The sequence below is a fragment of the Myceligenerans xiligouense genome (assembly GCF_003814695.1).
Classification (GTDB): domain Bacteria; phylum Actinomycetota; class Actinomycetes; order Actinomycetales; family Cellulomonadaceae; genus Myceligenerans; species Myceligenerans xiligouense.
Genome location: NZ_RKQZ01000001.1, coordinates 1216093 through 1231541, shown reverse-complemented (window position 1 = coordinate 1231541; position 15449 = coordinate 1216093). Strand labels below are relative to the sequence as shown.

The 15449-nt window shown below is 72.8% G+C and carries 14 protein-coding genes; 5 read left to right on the top strand and 9 right to left on the bottom strand.

Translation table 11 applies throughout. The annotated features are described in order from the left end of the window. Positions 1-13: 13 nt before the first annotated feature. Together EDD34_RS05205 and EDD34_RS05200 are read right to left on the bottom strand one after the other, a co-directional pair. Complete coding sequence (locus EDD34_RS05205) at positions 14-790, bottom strand: TetR/AcrR family transcriptional regulator (protein ID WP_123813622.1); 777 nt, start codon at positions 788-790, stop codon at positions 14-16. Beyond that, entirely contained in the window at positions 781-1263 is a 483-nt protein-coding gene (locus tag EDD34_RS05200; RefSeq protein ID WP_246012197.1) for a DUF3515 family protein, read from the bottom strand. The genes EDD34_RS05205 and EDD34_RS05200 overlap by 10 nt, the downstream gene beginning before the upstream one ends. Before the next feature lie 141 nt (positions 1264-1404). Here EDD34_RS05200 and EDD34_RS05195 point away from each other — a divergent pair, with 141 nt between their 5' ends. After that, positions 1405-2445: a thiamine-phosphate kinase gene (locus EDD34_RS05195; RefSeq protein WP_123813621.1), complete on the top strand. Its 1041-nt coding sequence runs from the start codon at positions 1405-1407 to the stop codon at positions 2443-2445. Between the two features lie 60 nt (positions 2446-2505). Here EDD34_RS05195 and EDD34_RS05190 read toward each other — a convergent pair whose 3' ends face one another. The 3 genes from EDD34_RS05190 to EDD34_RS05180 form a co-directional block, all read right to left on the bottom strand. Beyond that, entirely contained in the window at positions 2506-3045 is a 540-nt protein-coding gene (locus tag EDD34_RS05190) for a DUF6232 family protein (RefSeq protein ID WP_123813620.1), read from the bottom strand. Then, entirely contained in the window at positions 3015-3836 is an 822-nt protein-coding gene (locus EDD34_RS05185) for an MBL fold metallo-hydrolase (protein WP_123813619.1), read from the bottom strand. The genes EDD34_RS05190 and EDD34_RS05185 overlap by 31 nt, the downstream gene beginning before the upstream one ends. Before the next feature lie 119 nt (positions 3837-3955). Next, a complete protein-coding gene (locus EDD34_RS05180) occupies positions 3956-5128 on the bottom strand; it encodes a D-alanine--D-alanine ligase family protein (RefSeq protein WP_123813618.1) in 1173 nt (390 codons plus the stop codon). 160 nt (positions 5129-5288) lie between these two features. Between EDD34_RS05180 and EDD34_RS05175 the strand changes: the two genes are divergently transcribed. The 3 genes from EDD34_RS05175 to EDD34_RS05165 all read left to right on the top strand — a co-directional run bounded on the left by EDD34_RS05175 (position 5289) and on the right by EDD34_RS05165 (position 8999). Next, positions 5289-6989, top strand: coding sequence for an aldehyde dehydrogenase family protein (locus EDD34_RS05175; protein ID WP_123813617.1), 1701 nt, complete (start codon positions 5289-5291; stop codon positions 6987-6989). A 94-nt stretch (positions 6990-7083) separates the two neighbouring features. Continuing rightward, positions 7084-8253, top strand: coding sequence for a trans-sulfuration enzyme family protein (locus tag EDD34_RS05170; protein WP_123813616.1), 1170 nt, complete (start codon positions 7084-7086; stop codon positions 8251-8253). Beyond that, positions 8250-8999 (top strand): AMIN-like domain-containing (lipo)protein, encoded by a 750-nt coding sequence (locus tag EDD34_RS05165; RefSeq protein ID WP_123813615.1) that lies wholly within the window; start codon positions 8250-8252, stop codon positions 8997-8999. Before EDD34_RS05170 ends, EDD34_RS05165 begins: the two co-directional genes overlap by 4 nt. 111 nt (positions 9000-9110) lie before the next feature. Here the strand turns inward: EDD34_RS05165 and EDD34_RS05160 are convergent, their stop codons facing one another. From EDD34_RS05160 to murA, 3 genes are all read right to left on the bottom strand, one after another. Then, a complete protein-coding gene (locus tag EDD34_RS05160; protein WP_123813614.1) occupies positions 9111-10121 on the bottom strand; it encodes an NAD(P)H-dependent glycerol-3-phosphate dehydrogenase in 1011 nt (336 codons plus the stop codon). After that, a complete protein-coding gene (locus EDD34_RS05155) occupies positions 10118-10819 on the bottom strand; it encodes a lysophospholipid acyltransferase family protein (protein WP_246012196.1) in 702 nt (233 codons plus the stop codon). The genes EDD34_RS05160 and EDD34_RS05155 overlap by 4 nt, the downstream gene beginning before the upstream one ends. 173 nt (positions 10820-10992) lie before the next feature. Further along, entirely contained in the window at positions 10993-12309 is a 1317-nt protein-coding gene (gene murA / locus EDD34_RS05150) for a UDP-N-acetylglucosamine 1-carboxyvinyltransferase (protein ID WP_123813612.1), read from the bottom strand. A gap of 558 nt (positions 12310-12867) precedes the next feature. Here murA and EDD34_RS05145 point away from each other — a divergent pair. After that, entirely contained in the window at positions 12868-14307 is a 1440-nt protein-coding gene (locus EDD34_RS05145; RefSeq protein ID WP_123813611.1) for an alanine/glycine:cation symporter family protein, read from the top strand. Between the two features lie 120 nt (positions 14308-14427). Here the strand turns inward: EDD34_RS05145 and EDD34_RS05140 are convergent, their stop codons facing one another. After that, the gene (locus EDD34_RS05140; protein WP_246012195.1) at positions 14428-15447 is read right to left on the bottom strand and encodes a LacI family DNA-binding transcriptional regulator; all 1020 of its coding nucleotides are present in this window, start codon (positions 15445-15447) and stop codon (positions 14428-14430) included. Positions 15448-15449 lie beyond the last annotated feature (2 nt).

The window sequence follows — 15449 nt, the reverse complement described above, 5'->3', positions numbered from 1 at the left end:
TGCGGCGGGACTCTCAGGCAGCCTCGGGCGCGGGCACGACGCGGTCGCTCAGCTCCAGACCGAACAGCCCCAGCGCCTGAGCCATCATGTCGTCGAACATGTCCTCGAAGTCGCCGTAGGCGAACGACAGGTGCCCGAACGCGGCCATGCACATCACGCCGAAGAAGTTGCGCCAGGCGACGATCCACAGGTAGCCCAGCCCCAGCGGCACCTCCAGGCCGGGCGCGATGGTGCGGGAGTGCTCGACGACCTGGTCCCGCAGCTCTGCCGGGACCTCGTCGTCGGGCGGCAGCCAGGACGCCGGAGCGGACTGCCGGAGATGGGTGACGAACGCCGGCACGTACGCACCGCCGATGATCGCGGCGATGTCACGGTCGGTCTCCTCGCCACCTTCCCGGACCTCGTGGAAGTCCGGCCCCATGAGCAGCGAGAACTCGCCCGGATGCGCGACGGACCAGGAGAACACCGTGTGGGTGAGGGCGTAGAGCTGGGCGCTCACGTCGTCGGCCGGCTGCCGGCCCCGCGCCACGACCATGCGCGCGGCCAGGCTCTCCGTGGCCGTGTGGTGCACGGCCCGCAGCAGTTCGACCCGCCCGCCGGGGAAGTACCGGTACAGGGCCGGCGAGGTGAACCTGAGCGCCTTCGCCACCGCCGCGATCGTGACGTTGCGCGTGCCACCCGAGGCGACCATGATCTCGCGGGCCGCCTTGACGGCCTGCCGTCGCGCCTCGGTGTGGCGACCGCTCAGAACCGGGCTGTCAGCCGCCGGGTTGGTGGTCGTCACTGACATGTCCTCTCTGCTTCGACCGCGGACACGGCCCCGGCGAAGTCGATGACGAACGACGACGAGTGGTCCTCCATGACGGCCGGCGGCACCACCACCTCGACCGCGGGATCGCGCCCGTAGGTGGTGAACGACCAGGTTCCCTCGTCGTCGGTGGCCACGATCCAGTCGACCGTCGTTCCGTTCGCGCTCTCCACGCTCTGGCACTGCGCCGACGGGCCCGGCGGTTCCACGCCGCAGCGCAGGGTCACGGCGGCGCCGGGCGCTCCCCAGGCCGCGGTGGCCTGCGAATTCGTGTCGACCCGCGGAAGATCCTCGTCCAGCGCGTCCGGGAGGGCCAGGACCACCGCCGCACACTCGGGGTCCGCCGCGTCCGGTGCCGCGGCCACACCGATCGTGGGCGCGCAGGCGGTGGTGGCGACCAGGGCGGCCGCTGCGGGCAACGCCGCGACCAGGGGTGCCCTTCGGCGGGAGATCACGCCGCCACCGTACCTTGTTCGCACCGTGCCCCACCGGGAGCCGACGTCCCGCGGCGTCGGCGTGTCCCGGCGCGGCGCTCCGGCGCGTTCCGACGAGATAGCTGGTCAGCGCTTCGCGCAGGGTTATATAGGGTTGGCTCCGTGACCGAGCGGGTGCGTGACGTGAACGAGGACGAACTGCTGCGGCGCATCTTCCCGCTCCTACCAGTGGGTGGATCGACGCAGGTCGGCCCGGGTGACGACGCCGCGATCGTGGCGGCGCCCGACGGGCGTTTCCTCGTCTCGTCCGACGTCCTCGTCGAGGACCGGCACTTCAAGACGCGCTGGTCGTCCGGGGCCGACGTCGGGCACCGGGCCGCGGTCCAGAACTTCGCCGACATCGCGGCCATGGGCGGTCGCCCGACGGCGCTCGTGATCTCCCTGGTCATGCCCGGCGACACACCCGTGGAGTGGGTCGAGGACCTGGCCCGAGGGCTCGCCGAGGCCTGCAAGCCGCAGCGCGCGGGCGTCGTCGGCGGCGACCTCGCGAGCGGTGAGTCGATCGTCGTGAACGTGTCGGTGCACGGGACGCTGGACTGGCGCGATCCCGTGCTGCGGACGGGCGCCCGTCCGGGCGACGTCGTCGCCTACGCGGGCGTGCGGGGCCGGTCCGCCGCGGGCCTGGCGTTGCTCGACTCCGGCGTGATCCGCCCGACGCACCAGCACCCCCTCGTCAAGGCCTACCTGCGCCCGGACCCGCCGCTGGAGGCGGGACGCCGGGCCGCGCGCGCCGGCGCCACCGCGATGCTCGACGTGTCGGACGGCCTGCTGCGCGACGCCGGGCGGATCGCGCTGGCGTCGGACGTGCGGCTGGACCTGGACGGGGCGGCGTTCGACGACGACCGGCGCGTCCTGTCGGACGCCGCCCTCGTCGTCGCCCAGTCGGCCCTGCGCGCGGGCGACGCCGGGGAGCTGGTCGGCGACATCGGCCAGGCGGAGGCGGCGAACCGCCTCATGAACCAGTGGATCTGGTCCGGGGGCGAGGACCACGGGCTCCTGGCGGCCTTCCCGGAGGACGTCGCGCTGCCGGAAGGGTGGACCCGGATCGGCCAGGTGCACCCACCCGGCAAGGCGGCGCCGCGCGTCACCATCGACGGACGCCGGCCGGTCGTGTCGGCGGGCTGGGATCACTTCGAGGCGTAGTGGCCTCGCTCGCGGCGGCGCGCGAGGCCGGCCGGGACCGCACGGCGGGCCCGGCCCGCCTCACCGCACGATGTCGATCTTGTCCGGCGCACCGCCCAGCTCGCAGAAGTCGTGGGCGTTCTTGAGCAGCTTCATCTCCTCGGAGAACTCGTGCTCCTTGTCGTGGTGCCCCTGCCCGACGGCCTCCCGCAGCCGCTCCAGCTCGCCGTTCTTGTTGTGGGAGAAGACCCGCACCACGTAGCCCGTGCTGGACTCGATCTCCAGGCACGCGAACGGCGGACAGGGCGCGCCGAACGTGCCGTAGACGAGGAGCAGGACCGCGGCCACCGCGAGCAGCGCCGGCCCGATCCAGAACAGCGGCTCGAGCACACCGAACAGCAGGAAGCACGCCCAGGCCAGCGCGAACAGCAGGACGACCCCCGCCGCCTGCCCGGGCCAGCCGCCCGGCATCCGGCGGCGCGGTTTCCCGATCTGGTGGATCCTCGCCCGCTCCAGGTTCCCCAGGGGGAACATGATTCCGCTGACGGTGAGGATGCCGCGGCTGACCCGCGGCGTCCATGTGGTCTCCGTCAGCCCTTCGAGCTTCCAGAACGCTGCCACGTTCCCGCCTTTCTCGCTCCGTGGCGCAGGCTCGCGCCGACACCGTCCGCTCGCCATCTCGCGATCCGCGTCGCCTCGCCCATCGACCCGCGCCAGACCGGACCGTGCCCCGGGAGCACGACGTCGGCGTCCAGCCCGGCCAGGACACCGAGCGACGCGTCGGCCGCCACGGGATCGTGGGCGAAGAACCCCGGCGGTAGCTGCGGCCCGGTCATCCGGGCCAGAGGGTGGGCCGTGATCAGGGCGTCGCCGGTGGCCAGCAGGCCGCCGGGCAGCATGTAGGAGGTCGACCCGGAGGTGTGGCCGGGTGTGGCGACCGGGACGGGGGCGCCGGGCAGGTCGAGGGGCTCCCAGGAGTCGCCGTCGGGCAGCAGGACCGCGCCGGGCAGCGGGCGCTGCCGGAACGCCCCGGCGCGTGTCACGTCGAGGGCCCACCGCACGGCGCCGCGCTCGCCGAGGCGCCGCGCGACGTCGAGCCTCCCCGGCTGCTCGAGCTCGCCGCTCGCGGCACGCGCGGCGTCCGCCGCCGCCATGTGCACGGGCGTGCCGTACTCGCGGCGGAAGTGCTGCACGCCGCCGAGGTGGTCGGCGTGGGCGTGGGTGATCACGATCGCCCGCACGTCCCGTGGATCGCACCCGATCGCCACCACCGACGCGACGACGGCGGCCGTGTCGCCGCTCCAGCCCGCGTCGATGAGGGTCAGATGCCTGCCCTCGCGCAGCAGGTACCAGTTGACGTGCGTGCCGGAGCACCGGAACACATCCGGCGCCACCCGGCTGACCACGACCATCCCGGTTCCCCCTTGACCTGCAATGACATCTCAATAAGGGTGCCATCCAGGCAATCAGGAGTAAAGGATGAATCCGGAGATCGCCGTCACGGAGGAGTGCGGCGCCCGGGCGGGTCAGCTCACCGCAGGCCGACCGGGCGCTCCAGCGCGAGCTGGATCAGCTCGTCGATGAGCTCCGGGTACGGGACGCCGGACGCGGCCCACATCCGCGGGTACATGGAGAAGGGCGTGAATCCGGGCATCGTGTTGATCTCGTTGACCACGACGCGCTCGTCCGGGCCCACGAACACGTCGACCCGGGACAGCCCTTCCGCGCCGACCGCCTCGAAGGCCCGGATCGCGACCTCCTGGACCTCCTTGATCACGGGGTCGGGCAGGTCAGCCGGGCAGGTCAGCGCGACGTCGGCCTCGGCGAGGTACTTGGCCTCGAAGTCGTAGAAGTCGTGATCACCGGCCGTCACCTCGATCTCGCCCGGCAGGGAGGCCCGGGGGCGCGCCCCGCCGCGGCCGCCGAGCACGGCGCACTCGATCTCCCGGCCGGCGAGCCCGGCCTCGACGAGCACCTTCGGGTCGTGCTCGGCCGCGGCACGCACGGCCGCGTCCAGCTCGTCGAGGGAGTCCACGCGCGAGACGCCGAGCGACGAGCCGGCCCGCGCCGGCTTCACGAACAGCGGCAGGCCGAGACCCGCCACCTCGGACAGGACCTCGTCCCGGCGCTCGTCCCACTCCCCCGGGCGGATCACGGTGTACGGGCCGATCGGCAGGCCGTGCCCGGCGAACACCATCTTCATGAAGTGCTTGTCCATGCCGACCGCGGAGGCCAGGACGCCGGAGCCGACGTACTTCACGTCGGCCAGCTCCAGAAGCCCCTGGACGGTGCCGTCCTCGCCGTACGGCCCGTGCAGCAGAGGGAAGACGACGTCGACCTCGCCGAGCACCGACGGCACCCGGCCGGCCTCGATCACGCGGACGTCCCGGGAACCCGTCCGCAGCGGCAGCACGACCTCGCCCGGGGCGGCGGGCACCTCGGGGACCCGGCCGTCGGTGATGGCCCAGCGCGCGGCCTCGTCGTCGGCCACCACCCACTGGCCGTCGGGGGTGATCCCGACCGGCACCACCTCGTACCTGTCCCGGTCGATGGCACCCAGGACTCCGCCTGCGGTGGCGACGGAGATCCCGTGCTCGCCCGAGCGCCCGCCGAACAGGAGCACCACGCGCGGCTTGCGGCCGGGATCGGGCTCGGTCGCCGCGGGTTCGGGCGTGGAGTGCTGGGCATCGGTGCGGTTCGACATCGGCCCCGACACTACCGGACGGCGGACGAACCGGAGGCCGCACGGAGCGACGGTGCCGGCCACCCGGCCCCTGGCGCCCGCGCCGCGGAACAGGGCACAATCGCCGGGGACGATTAACTGACTCCAACTACAACGAGAGCCTGTCGAAGGAGACGTGGCGATGAGCGTGACCGACGCACCCCCGGCCCGGCCGGAACTCGACCGGATGCTGCGTGAGCTGCGCACCGGCGCCGACCACTGGGCCGCCCTCCCCGTGCCCGACCGCGCCCGGGTGTTCCGTGAGGTGTCCGGCGCCGTCGCCGGCGTGGCCCGGGAATGGGCCGAGACCGCCGCGCGCGCCAAGAACATCCCGGACGGCTCGCCCCTGGCCGGCGAGGAGTGGATGAGCGGCCCGTACGCCGCGCTCGAGTCGTCGGCCGCCTACGCCCGCGCGTACGAGGCGATCACGCGCGGCCGGTCCCCCGCCGACGGCCTCCCCACGCGCACCGTTCCCGGCGGCCGCACGGCCGTGCGGGTCCTGCCGCTGGGCCTCCAGCAGCGCGTCCTGTTCCACGGGTTCTCCGCCGAGGTGTGGATGCCGCCCGGCGTCTCCCCCGAGCGGCTGCGCCGCGAGGCCGGGCTCGACGCCGGCACGGTGGGCAGGAGCGGCGGTGTGGGCCTCGTGCTCGGCGCGGGGAACATCTCCTCGATCGCCCCGCTCGACGCGTTCTACGAGCTCGTGGCGGCGGGCCGGACGTCGCTCGTGAAGCTCAACCCGACGTTCGCGGACCTGCTCGACATCTACGAGCGCGCCCTCGCACCGCTGATCCACATCGGCGCGGTCCGCGTCGTGAACGGCGACGGCGCCGTCGGCTCCTACCTGGCCACGCACGACGGCGTGGACAAGGTGCACATCACCGGCTCCCAGGCCACCCACGACACCATCGTCTGGGGACGCGGCGAGGAGGCGGAGCGCCGCCGGGCCGAGCGGGACCCGCGCCTCGCCGTCCCGATCACCAGCGAGCTCGGCGGCGTCTCGCCGATCATCGTGGTCCCGGGCACCTGGTCCGACGCCGATCTGCGGTTCCAGGCCGAGCACGTCGCCACGATGCGCCTGCACAACGCGGGACACAACTGCATCGCCGGGCAGATGGTGGTGCTCGGAGCCGACTGGCCGCAGCGCGACGCCTTCCTCGCCGAGCTGCGCGGTGCGTTCGCCCGGCTGCCCGCGCGCGAGCCCTGGTACCCGGGCTCGGCCGACCGCCTGCGGGAGGCCGTGGCCGCGCACGCGGGCGCGGAGACGATCAACGGCCGCGTGCTGCTGGAGTCCACGGGCGACGACCCGGCGTGCGACACCGAGTACTTCGCGCCGGTGCTCGCCTGGAAGCAGGTGGCGGGCACCGGGTCCGAGTTCCTGCGCGCCGCGGTGGTCTTCGCCAACGACCGGCTCGCCGGCACCCTGGGCGCGAACGTCGTCGTCGACCCGGCCGCCCGCCGGTCCATGGGCGCCGCCTTCGAGGAGGCCCTCGCCGACCTGCGCTACGGCACGATCGCCGTGAACGCCTGGACCGCCGTCGGCTTCCAGCTGGCCGGTGCCACGTGGGGCGCGTTCCCCGGCAACACGATCGAGGACGTCGGCAGCGGGATCGACGTCGTGCACAACGGCCACCTGCTGGCCGGGCCGGAGCGCACCGTCGTGACCGGGCCGTTCCGGGAGTTCCCGCGCTCCGTGCCGGGCGGGGAGTTCTCGCTCTTCCCGAAGCCGCCGTGGTTCGCCGGCGCCCGCACCGCGGCGATCACCGGCGAGCGCCTCACCGGCTACGCGGCGGCACCCTCCTGGGCCCGCCTCCTCGGGGTGCTGGTACCTGCCTTCCGGGCCTGACGGACCTGCCGCTGGTCAGGTGGTCCATGGTGTTCCGGCCCAAGGTGTCCTGCCGACGGGTGTTCCGCGCCGACCGCCGTCGTACGCTCACGGCATGACCGATCAGCACGACCCCGGCCTGTCCCCCGCGACCCTCGCCGTGCACGCCGGGCGACCGCATCCCCGGCAGGGCGGTGCGGTGAACCCGCCGATTCCCCTGAACAGCACCTACGTCTCGCAGGGCGAGGTCCCGCCCGGCGAGCTCGCGTACGCGCGGGCGGACACCGACGCGTGGCACGGCTTCGAGGAGGCCCTGGCGGCGCTCGAGGGCGCGGGCGAGCGCGGGATCGTGTTCTCCTCCGGGATGGCCGCGGTCGCCGCGGTGCTGTCGCTCGTGCCCGACGGCGGCACCCTGGTGCTCCCGCGTCACGCCTACCAGACGACCAGCGGGTACGCCGACGAGCTCGCGGAACGGCACGGTGTCACCGTGCGGCGGGTCGACATCGCGGACACCGACGCCGTGGTCGCCGCGCTCGACGGCGCCGACCTGCTGCTGATCGAGTCGCCGACGAACCCGATGCTGGAGGTCGCCGACCTGCCGGCGCTGCTCGCCGCGGCCCGGGAGCGGGGCGTGCCCACCGCGGTGGACAACACGTTCGCCACGCCGCTCGGGCAGCGTCCGCTCACGCTCGGGGCGGACCTCGTGCTCCACTCGGTGTCGAAGTACCTCGCGGGGCACTCGGACGTGATCCTGGGGGCCGTGCTCACGAGCGACGCCACCCTCGCCGAACGGATCCGCGGCTACCGCACGGTGCACGGCGCGGTAGCCGGCCCGTTCGAGGTGTGGCTGGCGCTGCGTGGCCTGCGGACGCTCCCGCTGCGGTTCGAGCGGGCCTGCGCGAACGCGGCCGAGCTGGCCCGGCGACTCGCGGAGCACCCGGACGTGGCGGAGGTGCGGCACCCGTCCCTGCCGGGCGATCCCGGGCACGAACGGGCGTCGGCGCACATGAACGCGTACGGGGCGATCCTCGGCGTCCGGCCGGTGACGGATCCGGGCTCCGGGCCCGCCGCGACCGCGGATGCCGTCGTGGCCCGCTGCCGGCTCTGGGTGCCCGCCACGTCCCTGGGTGGGGTCGAGTCGCTGATCGAGCGGCGGCGGCGCTGGGGCACGGAGTCGGCGACGGTCCCGGAGGACCTGCTGCGCCTCAGCGTGGGCGTCGAGGACGTCGAAGACCTCTGGGTGGACCTGGACAGGGCCCTGCGGGCCGATACGCTGGGCGGATGACCCCGCGACGAAGCCTCGTGGCCGCCCTCGTCCTCCCGGCCGTCGTCGCGCTCGTGGCTGCCGGGTGCACCGGAGGGGACGGTCCGAGACCGGAGACCTCCGCGAGCGACGGCGGAACGAGCGCCGCGTCCGCGACACCGGCGGACGACGGCGGGCCCGGGGACGGTGGCGGAGCCGGGGACGACGGCGGGGCCGACGACGGCGAAGGGTCCGACGGCGGGTCCGGCGACGGCGGGGGATCTGGTGCGGACGACGGGTCCGGTGATGACACGCCGGCGCCGACGTCCGCGCCACCCTTCGTGGCCGACACCCGCCCCGACCAGGCGGAGCCGACCGGCGCCGGCGGCACCCTCCTCACGGTCACGGACATCCGGACCGGGGTCCACCCCGGGTTCGACCGCGTCGTCTTCGACCTGGGCGGCACCGGCCCGGGCGCGCCCGGATGGGATGTCCGGTACGTCCCCGAGGCGCTCGACGACGGCAGCGGCCACCGCGTGGAGGTCGCGGGCGACGCGATTCTCCAGGTCAGGATCTCGGGGACGGCGGCGCCCACGGACTCCGGCGTTCCCGGCGCCGACCGCACGCCGATCCGGCCGGCGGACACCGAGGCCGTCGAGGAGGTCCTGTACCGCACCTGGTTCGAGGGTTACAGCACGGCCTTCGTCGGCATCGACGACGGCGAACGCCCGTTCCGCGTGTTCCTCCTGACCGACCCGGTCCGCGTGGTCCTGGACGTCCAGCACTGACGGATCCCCGGAACCGGGCCCAGCGCTGATGCGGTCGGTCTCCTGTGGAGTGGCCGGTCGCGGACCAGCCGCTCGACGGCGGACCGACCACTCGACGGCGGACGCCCGGCGTCAGATGCTCTCCGACTTGAGCGGGCGGGACAGCAGCGCGACGGCCAGGTCGTCGATCGGGAGCTTCCCCGCGATCACGCCGACGACGCCCTCGGTGATCGGCATGTCCACACCGTGCGTCCGGGCGAGGTCGAGCACCGACGCCGAGGACTTGACCCCCTCGGCCGTTCCGCCCGTGGCCTCGATCGCCTCGTCCAGGGACATCCCCAGCCCGAGGTGTTTGCCCAGCGTGTGATTGCGGCTCAGGGGGGACGCGCAGGTCGCGACCAGGTCGCCCATGCCCGCCAGGCCGGAGAACGTCTCCGGCCGCGCCCCGAGCGCCATGCCCAGGCGCGTGATCTCCACGAGGCCACGCGTGATGAGGGTGGCCGTGGTGTTCCAGCCGAAGCCCCGGCCCTGGGCCATGCCGACCGCGAGCGCGATCACGTTCTTCACCGCGCCGCACAGTTCCACGCCCACGACGTCGTCGTTCGTGTAGGGGCGGAAGTAGGGGGCCGAGCACGCGTCGGCGACGAACCGGGCCGTCGCCTCGTCGGGCGCGGCCACGACGCTCGCCGCGACCTGGCGTTCGGCGATCTCGCGGGCCAGGTTCGGGCCGGAGACCACGGCCACGCGCCCGGCGGGGATGTCCAGCGCCTCGGCGACCACCTCGCTCATCCGCTTGTCGGTGGCGAGCTCGACGCCCTTCATCAGGGAGACGACCACGGCGTCCGGCGCGAGGAGGTCCTTCATCGGCTCGAGCGTGGTCCGCGCCACCTGGGACGGGACGGCCGCCACGACGATCGCGGCGCCGGTCACCGCCTCCGCGGCGTCGGTGGTGCCACGCATCGGCGGGAGCGTGACGCCGGGCAGCCGCTTGGGGTTCGCGTGGTCCTCGGTCACCGAGCGCGCCACCTCGGGGTCGCGGCCCCAGAGCACGACGTCGCATCCGGCGTCGGCCAGCACCATCGCGAAGGCGGTGCCCCAGGCGCCCGAGCCCAGGACGGCGACGCGCGTCGGGTTGCCGCTCACGGGCGCTCCACCGGCGGGTAGTCGGTTCGCTTGGCCTGGTACTCGGGGTGCTTGCGCAGGTCGAAGCGGTGCTTCGGAGGCTCCTCGCCGCGGATCCCGGCGAGCTGGGAGGTGATGGCTTCCATGACCCGTTCCGTCGCCTCGGTCAGGACCGCGCTGTCGAAGGGCCTGTCGTAGAGGTCGGAGAGGTCCACGGGTTCGCCGGCCGAGACGACGACCTTCTTCCGGGGGAACGGGCTGGGGACGCGGCCGTACCTGGGGAGTGTCTTGTGGGCGCCCCACTGGGCGATCGGTACGACGGGCAGCTTCGAGGCGAGCGCCATGCGCGCCATGCCGGACTTCGCGACCATCGGCCACAGGTCGGGGTCCCGGGTGAGCGTGCCCTCCGGGAGGATGACGACGGCGGCGCCGTCCCCGAGCAGCTTGCCGGCATCGGCGAGGGACTGCGCGGAGGCCTTGGTGCCGCGGTCCACCGGGATCATGTTCGTCCACCGGAGCGCGAACCCGACGGGCGAGTCGAACAGGGCGCGCTTGGCGAGGATCCGGGGCTCGTAGCCGCTGTCGTAGACGAAGTGCGCCAGGGGCAGGGGATCGATCTCGGTGACATGGTTCGCCGCCGCGATGAACCCGCCCTTCCTCGGGAGGTTCTCCTGCCCTCGCCAGTCGTACTTCCACAGGCTGAAGGCGAGGTGTCGCACACAGAAGGCCACGAAGCGGTACGCACGGGTCTGAGGCGGACGCGATGGAGGACGAGCATTGGGCACGGCGAAACAATACCCGCCAGGGCTCCGGTGCAGTGCCGTGCCGGACCCACCGCGCCGGCGCGCGGCGGGCACCCGACGGCGGCGGGCCGCCGGGTGCCCGGTGCCGCTCAGTCCCGGCTGACGTCCGCGCCCAGGGCGAGGAGCTTCTCGTGGAAGCTCTCGTAGCCGCGGTCGATGAGGCGGATGCCGCGGACCGTCGACTGGCCCTTCGCGGCCAGCGCGGCGATGAGGTGGCTGAATCCGCCGCGCAGGTCCGGCACCTCGATGTCGGCGGCGGCGAGCGGCGTCGGGCCGGAGATCACGGCGGAGTGGTGGTAGTTCCGCGCGCCGAACCGGCACGCGCCCCCGCCCAGGCACTCCTTGTAGACCTGGATGGTGGCGCCCATCTTCCGCACCGCCTCCGTGAAGCCGAAGCGGTTCTCGTAGACGGTCTCGTGCACGATCGACAGGCCCTTGGCCTGGGTGAGCGCGACGACGAGCGGCTGCTGCCAGTCCGTCATGAAGCCGGGGTGCACGTCGGTCTCCAGGACGATCGACTTCAGGTCGCCGCCGGGGTGCCAGAACCGGATGCCGTCGTCCTGCACGTCGAACCGGCCGCCGACCTTCCGGAACGTGTTGAGGAACGTCATCATCTCCGGCTGGGTCGCGCCCTTGACGGTGATGTCACCGCCGGTGGCGAGCGCGGCCGAGGCCCACGACGCCGCCTCGATGCGGTCCGACAGGGCCGTGTGGTTGTAGCCCTCGAGCCGGTCGACGCCCTCGATGCGGATCACGCGGTCGGTGTCGACCGAGATGATGGCGCCCATCTTCTGCAGCACGGCGATGAGGTCCATGATCTCGGGCTCGATCGCGGCTCCGGAGAGCTCGGTGACGCCCTCGGCGCGCACCGCCGTGAGCAGCAGCTGCTCCGTGGCGCCGACGCTCGGGTACGGCAGCGAGATCTTGGTGCCCTGCAGGCGGCGGGGCGCGCGCAGGTGGATGCCGTTGGGTCGCTTGTCGACGACGGCGCCGAACTGGCGCAGGATGTCCAGGTGGTAGTCGATCGGCCGGTCGCCGATGCGACAGCCGCCCAGGTCGGGGATGAACGCCTCGCCGAGGCGGTGCAGGAGCGGTCCGCAGAACAGGATCGGGATGCGGCTGGAGCCGGCGTGCGCGTCGATGTCGGCGACGTGCGCCGACTCGACGTTCGAGGGGTCGAGATCGAGGATGCCCGCGTCGGGGTCGTACTTCACGGCCACGCCGTGAAGTTCCAGGAGCCCCGAGACAACCTTGACGTCACGGATCTGCGGCACGTTGCGCAGCACGCTCGGGGTCTCGCCCAGCAGCGAGGCGACCATGGACTTCGAGACGAAGTTCTTGGCACCGCGCACCGTGATGGAACCGTTCAGCGGGTTCCCGCCGTTCACGTAGAGAAGGTCGTTCATGTCCTCGTCGTCGCCTTGTCGTCGATGGGCAGTCGATGGCCGGCCGTCCGGTGGACCCGGCCGATGCCGCGGGACATGGTCGTCGCCGGGCCGCGCGCCCCGTCGATCCTGCCCCGCCGGGCACGAGCGTGCCAACACGCCCCGAGCCGAGAGTATTCACGTTCACTACACCTTCACCCGCCACGCACGGCGGCGCGCGCGGACACGCCGCGCGCGTGACGCGCGACACGCCGAACGGGGCGGGTCGGCAACGATCGGGAGGATGACCCCCCGCCGCTTCCGTACAACGTTTTTCACCCGTGGATGACACATCCTTTCTCTGTGATCTATACCACATGCCGGAGAACTCCGTCACTTCACCCGGGCCCGCCAGGCCGCGGATCCGGGTGCGATCCCGGTCACACGCCCGGCGGACCGGCGCGCCGGGTGGCTTGAGTTCTGCTGCATGGGCCCCTTAGGTTCCCTTGCCCAGTGCGTCAGGAAGCGTCAGAACGGCGCAGCGCACCGGTCCCTCCTCGACGACCCTCACGAGGTGCGGGCCATGTCAGAGGGAGCTCTATGGACAACGTCAATCTCGTGCTCGACACGTTCGCCGAGTACGTCTTCTTCGCGGTCCCGGTGGCGGGTACCGACCTCCGGCTCGTGGTGGTCTGGCTGATCGTCGCCGCCGTCTTCTTCACGGTCTGGCTCGGGTTCCCGAACCTGTGGGGCTTCAAGCACGCCATCGACCTCGTGCGCGGCAAGTTCGACCACAAGGGCGACCCGGGCGAGGTCTCGCACTTCCAGGCGCTCGCCACGGCACTGTCGGGCACCGTGGGCCTGGGCAACATCGCCGGCGTCGCCGTCGCCATCACGATCGGCGGCCCCGGCGCGACGTTCTGGATGATCGTCGCCGGCCTCCTGGGCATGGCGCTCAAGATGGCCGAGTGCACGCTCTCCACGAAGTACCGGCACGTGCACGCCGACGGCACCATCTCGGGCGGCCCGATGTACGTGATGCGCGACGGCCTGGCCGCGATCCGCCTCGGCGGGCTCGGCAAGGTGCTCGCGGTCCTGTTCGCCGTCTTCGCCATCCTGGGATCCCTGGGCGGCGGCAACATGTTCCAGTCGAACCAGGCGGCCGCGCAGATCGCCAACGTCGCGGGCAGCGACACCGAGACCCTCGGCCTGTGGGTCGGCCTCGGCTTCGCCGTCCTCGTGGGGCTCGTGATCATCGGCGGCATCAAGTCCATCGCCAGCGTCACGAGCAAGGTCGTCCCGGCCATGGCCGTCGTCTACCTGATCGCCTGCCTCGTGGTCATCCTCGGCAACATCACCGCGGTCCCGGCCGCGTTCGGCCAGATCATCGGCGGCGCGTTCAACCCGGACGGCGTCACCGGCGGCATCATCGGGGTGCTCATCATGGGCTTCCAGCGCGCCGCGTTCTCGAACGAGGCCGGCATCGGCTCGGCCGCGATCGCCCACTCCGCGGTGAAGACCGACGAGCCGGCCAGCGAGGGTTTCGTCGCCCTGCTGGAGCCGTTCATCGACACGGTCGTCATCTGCACGATGACCGCGCTCACCATCATCATCACCGGCGTCTGGACCACCGGCGGGGACGACGGCGTCGCGCTCACCTCGGCGGCGTTCGAGTCGGTGCTGCCCTGGTTCCCGTACGTGCTCGCGATCTGCGTGGTGCTCTTCGCGTTCTCGACGATGCTCTCGTGGTCGTACTACGGCGCGAAGGCCACCGGTTACCTGTTCGGTGACAACCGCCACGCGGAGAACGTCTACAAGGTGCTCTTCTGCGTCTTCACGGTGGTGGGCGCGCTCGGTGCGAGCGAGTCCATCCTCGGCTTCTCCGACGCGGCGATCTTCGCCATGGCCGTGCCGAACATCCTGTGCCTGTACCTGCTCTCCGGCGACCTGCGCCGCGAGGTCAAGGGCTACTGGGCGCGCGTCGTCAAGGGCGAGGGCGCGCCCGAGGACGACGCCGAACGCGAGGTCGCTCGCGTCTGACGCCGCACCCGCCCGTCCGGCGGGACCCGGCCGGGTCCCGCCGGACGTCACCCCTGGCCGGATCCGGCCTCGGGCGAGGGCCGGCAGGACCGCGGGCGAGTACCCGGTCCGCCGTGACGGTCAGCCGGACGCCGGCGGGACGTCCGGCGCGCGGGTGGTGCCGCGGACGATCAGGCTCACGTCGCTGACCACGTGCTCGGGACCGGCCTCGGGGTCCTTCAGCTGACGGCGCAGGAGCCGCAGGGCCTCGGCCACCATGGTGGGGTGGTCGGGGTCGATCGTCGTCAGGCCCGGCACCAGGTGCTGGGAGATGCCGAGGTTGTCGAACCCCGCCAGCTGGACGTCGTCGGGCACCCGCAGCCCGGCGTCGTGCAGGCCGGCGAGAGCGCCGATCGCGACCTCGTCGGTCACGGCGAACACGCCGTCGACCTCCAGCCCGTCGCCGATCGCCGCGGCGAGGCTCGCGCGCGCCTCGGCGATCGAGTAGGTGCGCAGCGGGATCACGAGCCCGGGGCCGTGCGGCAGGCCGGCCCGCTCCAGCGCCTCGGACCAGCCGCCGGCGCGATAGGTCGCCATCTCGGGGTGCGGCGCGGAGAGCTTTCCGCCCAGCACCGCGATCCGGCGGGCTCCGGAGGCGATGAGGTGCTCGGTGGCGAGGCGCGCCCCGGCGACGTTCCCCATGCGGACGCGGTGGTACCGGTCGGGCACCGCCTGCTCACCGAGCAGGACGATCGGCACGTCCGGATGGATCCGGTCGAGATCGGCCATGTCGAGTCCCACGGCGCTGAGCAGCACGCCGTCGTACTGCTGGAGCCTCGCGAGGGAGAGCGCGGAGAGCTCCCGCTCGCGGCTCGCGCCCGACTGCTCGACGACGAGGTGCATTCCCTCCGGCGCCAGCGCCTCCGAGATCCGGGAGGCCAGCTCACCGTAGTAGTGCAGGTCGAACTGCGGCACGATGAGGCCGATCGTGCCGGTCCGCCCCGACCTCAGCCGCCGGGCGGTGAGGTTGATCTCGTACCCGAGCTCGTCGACGACCTCGAGCACGCGCAGCCGCGTGTCGGCCCCCACGTTCGACCGTCCGTTGAGCACGTTCGACACGGTCATCACCGAGACACCGGCTTCTCGTGCCACATCGCTCATCG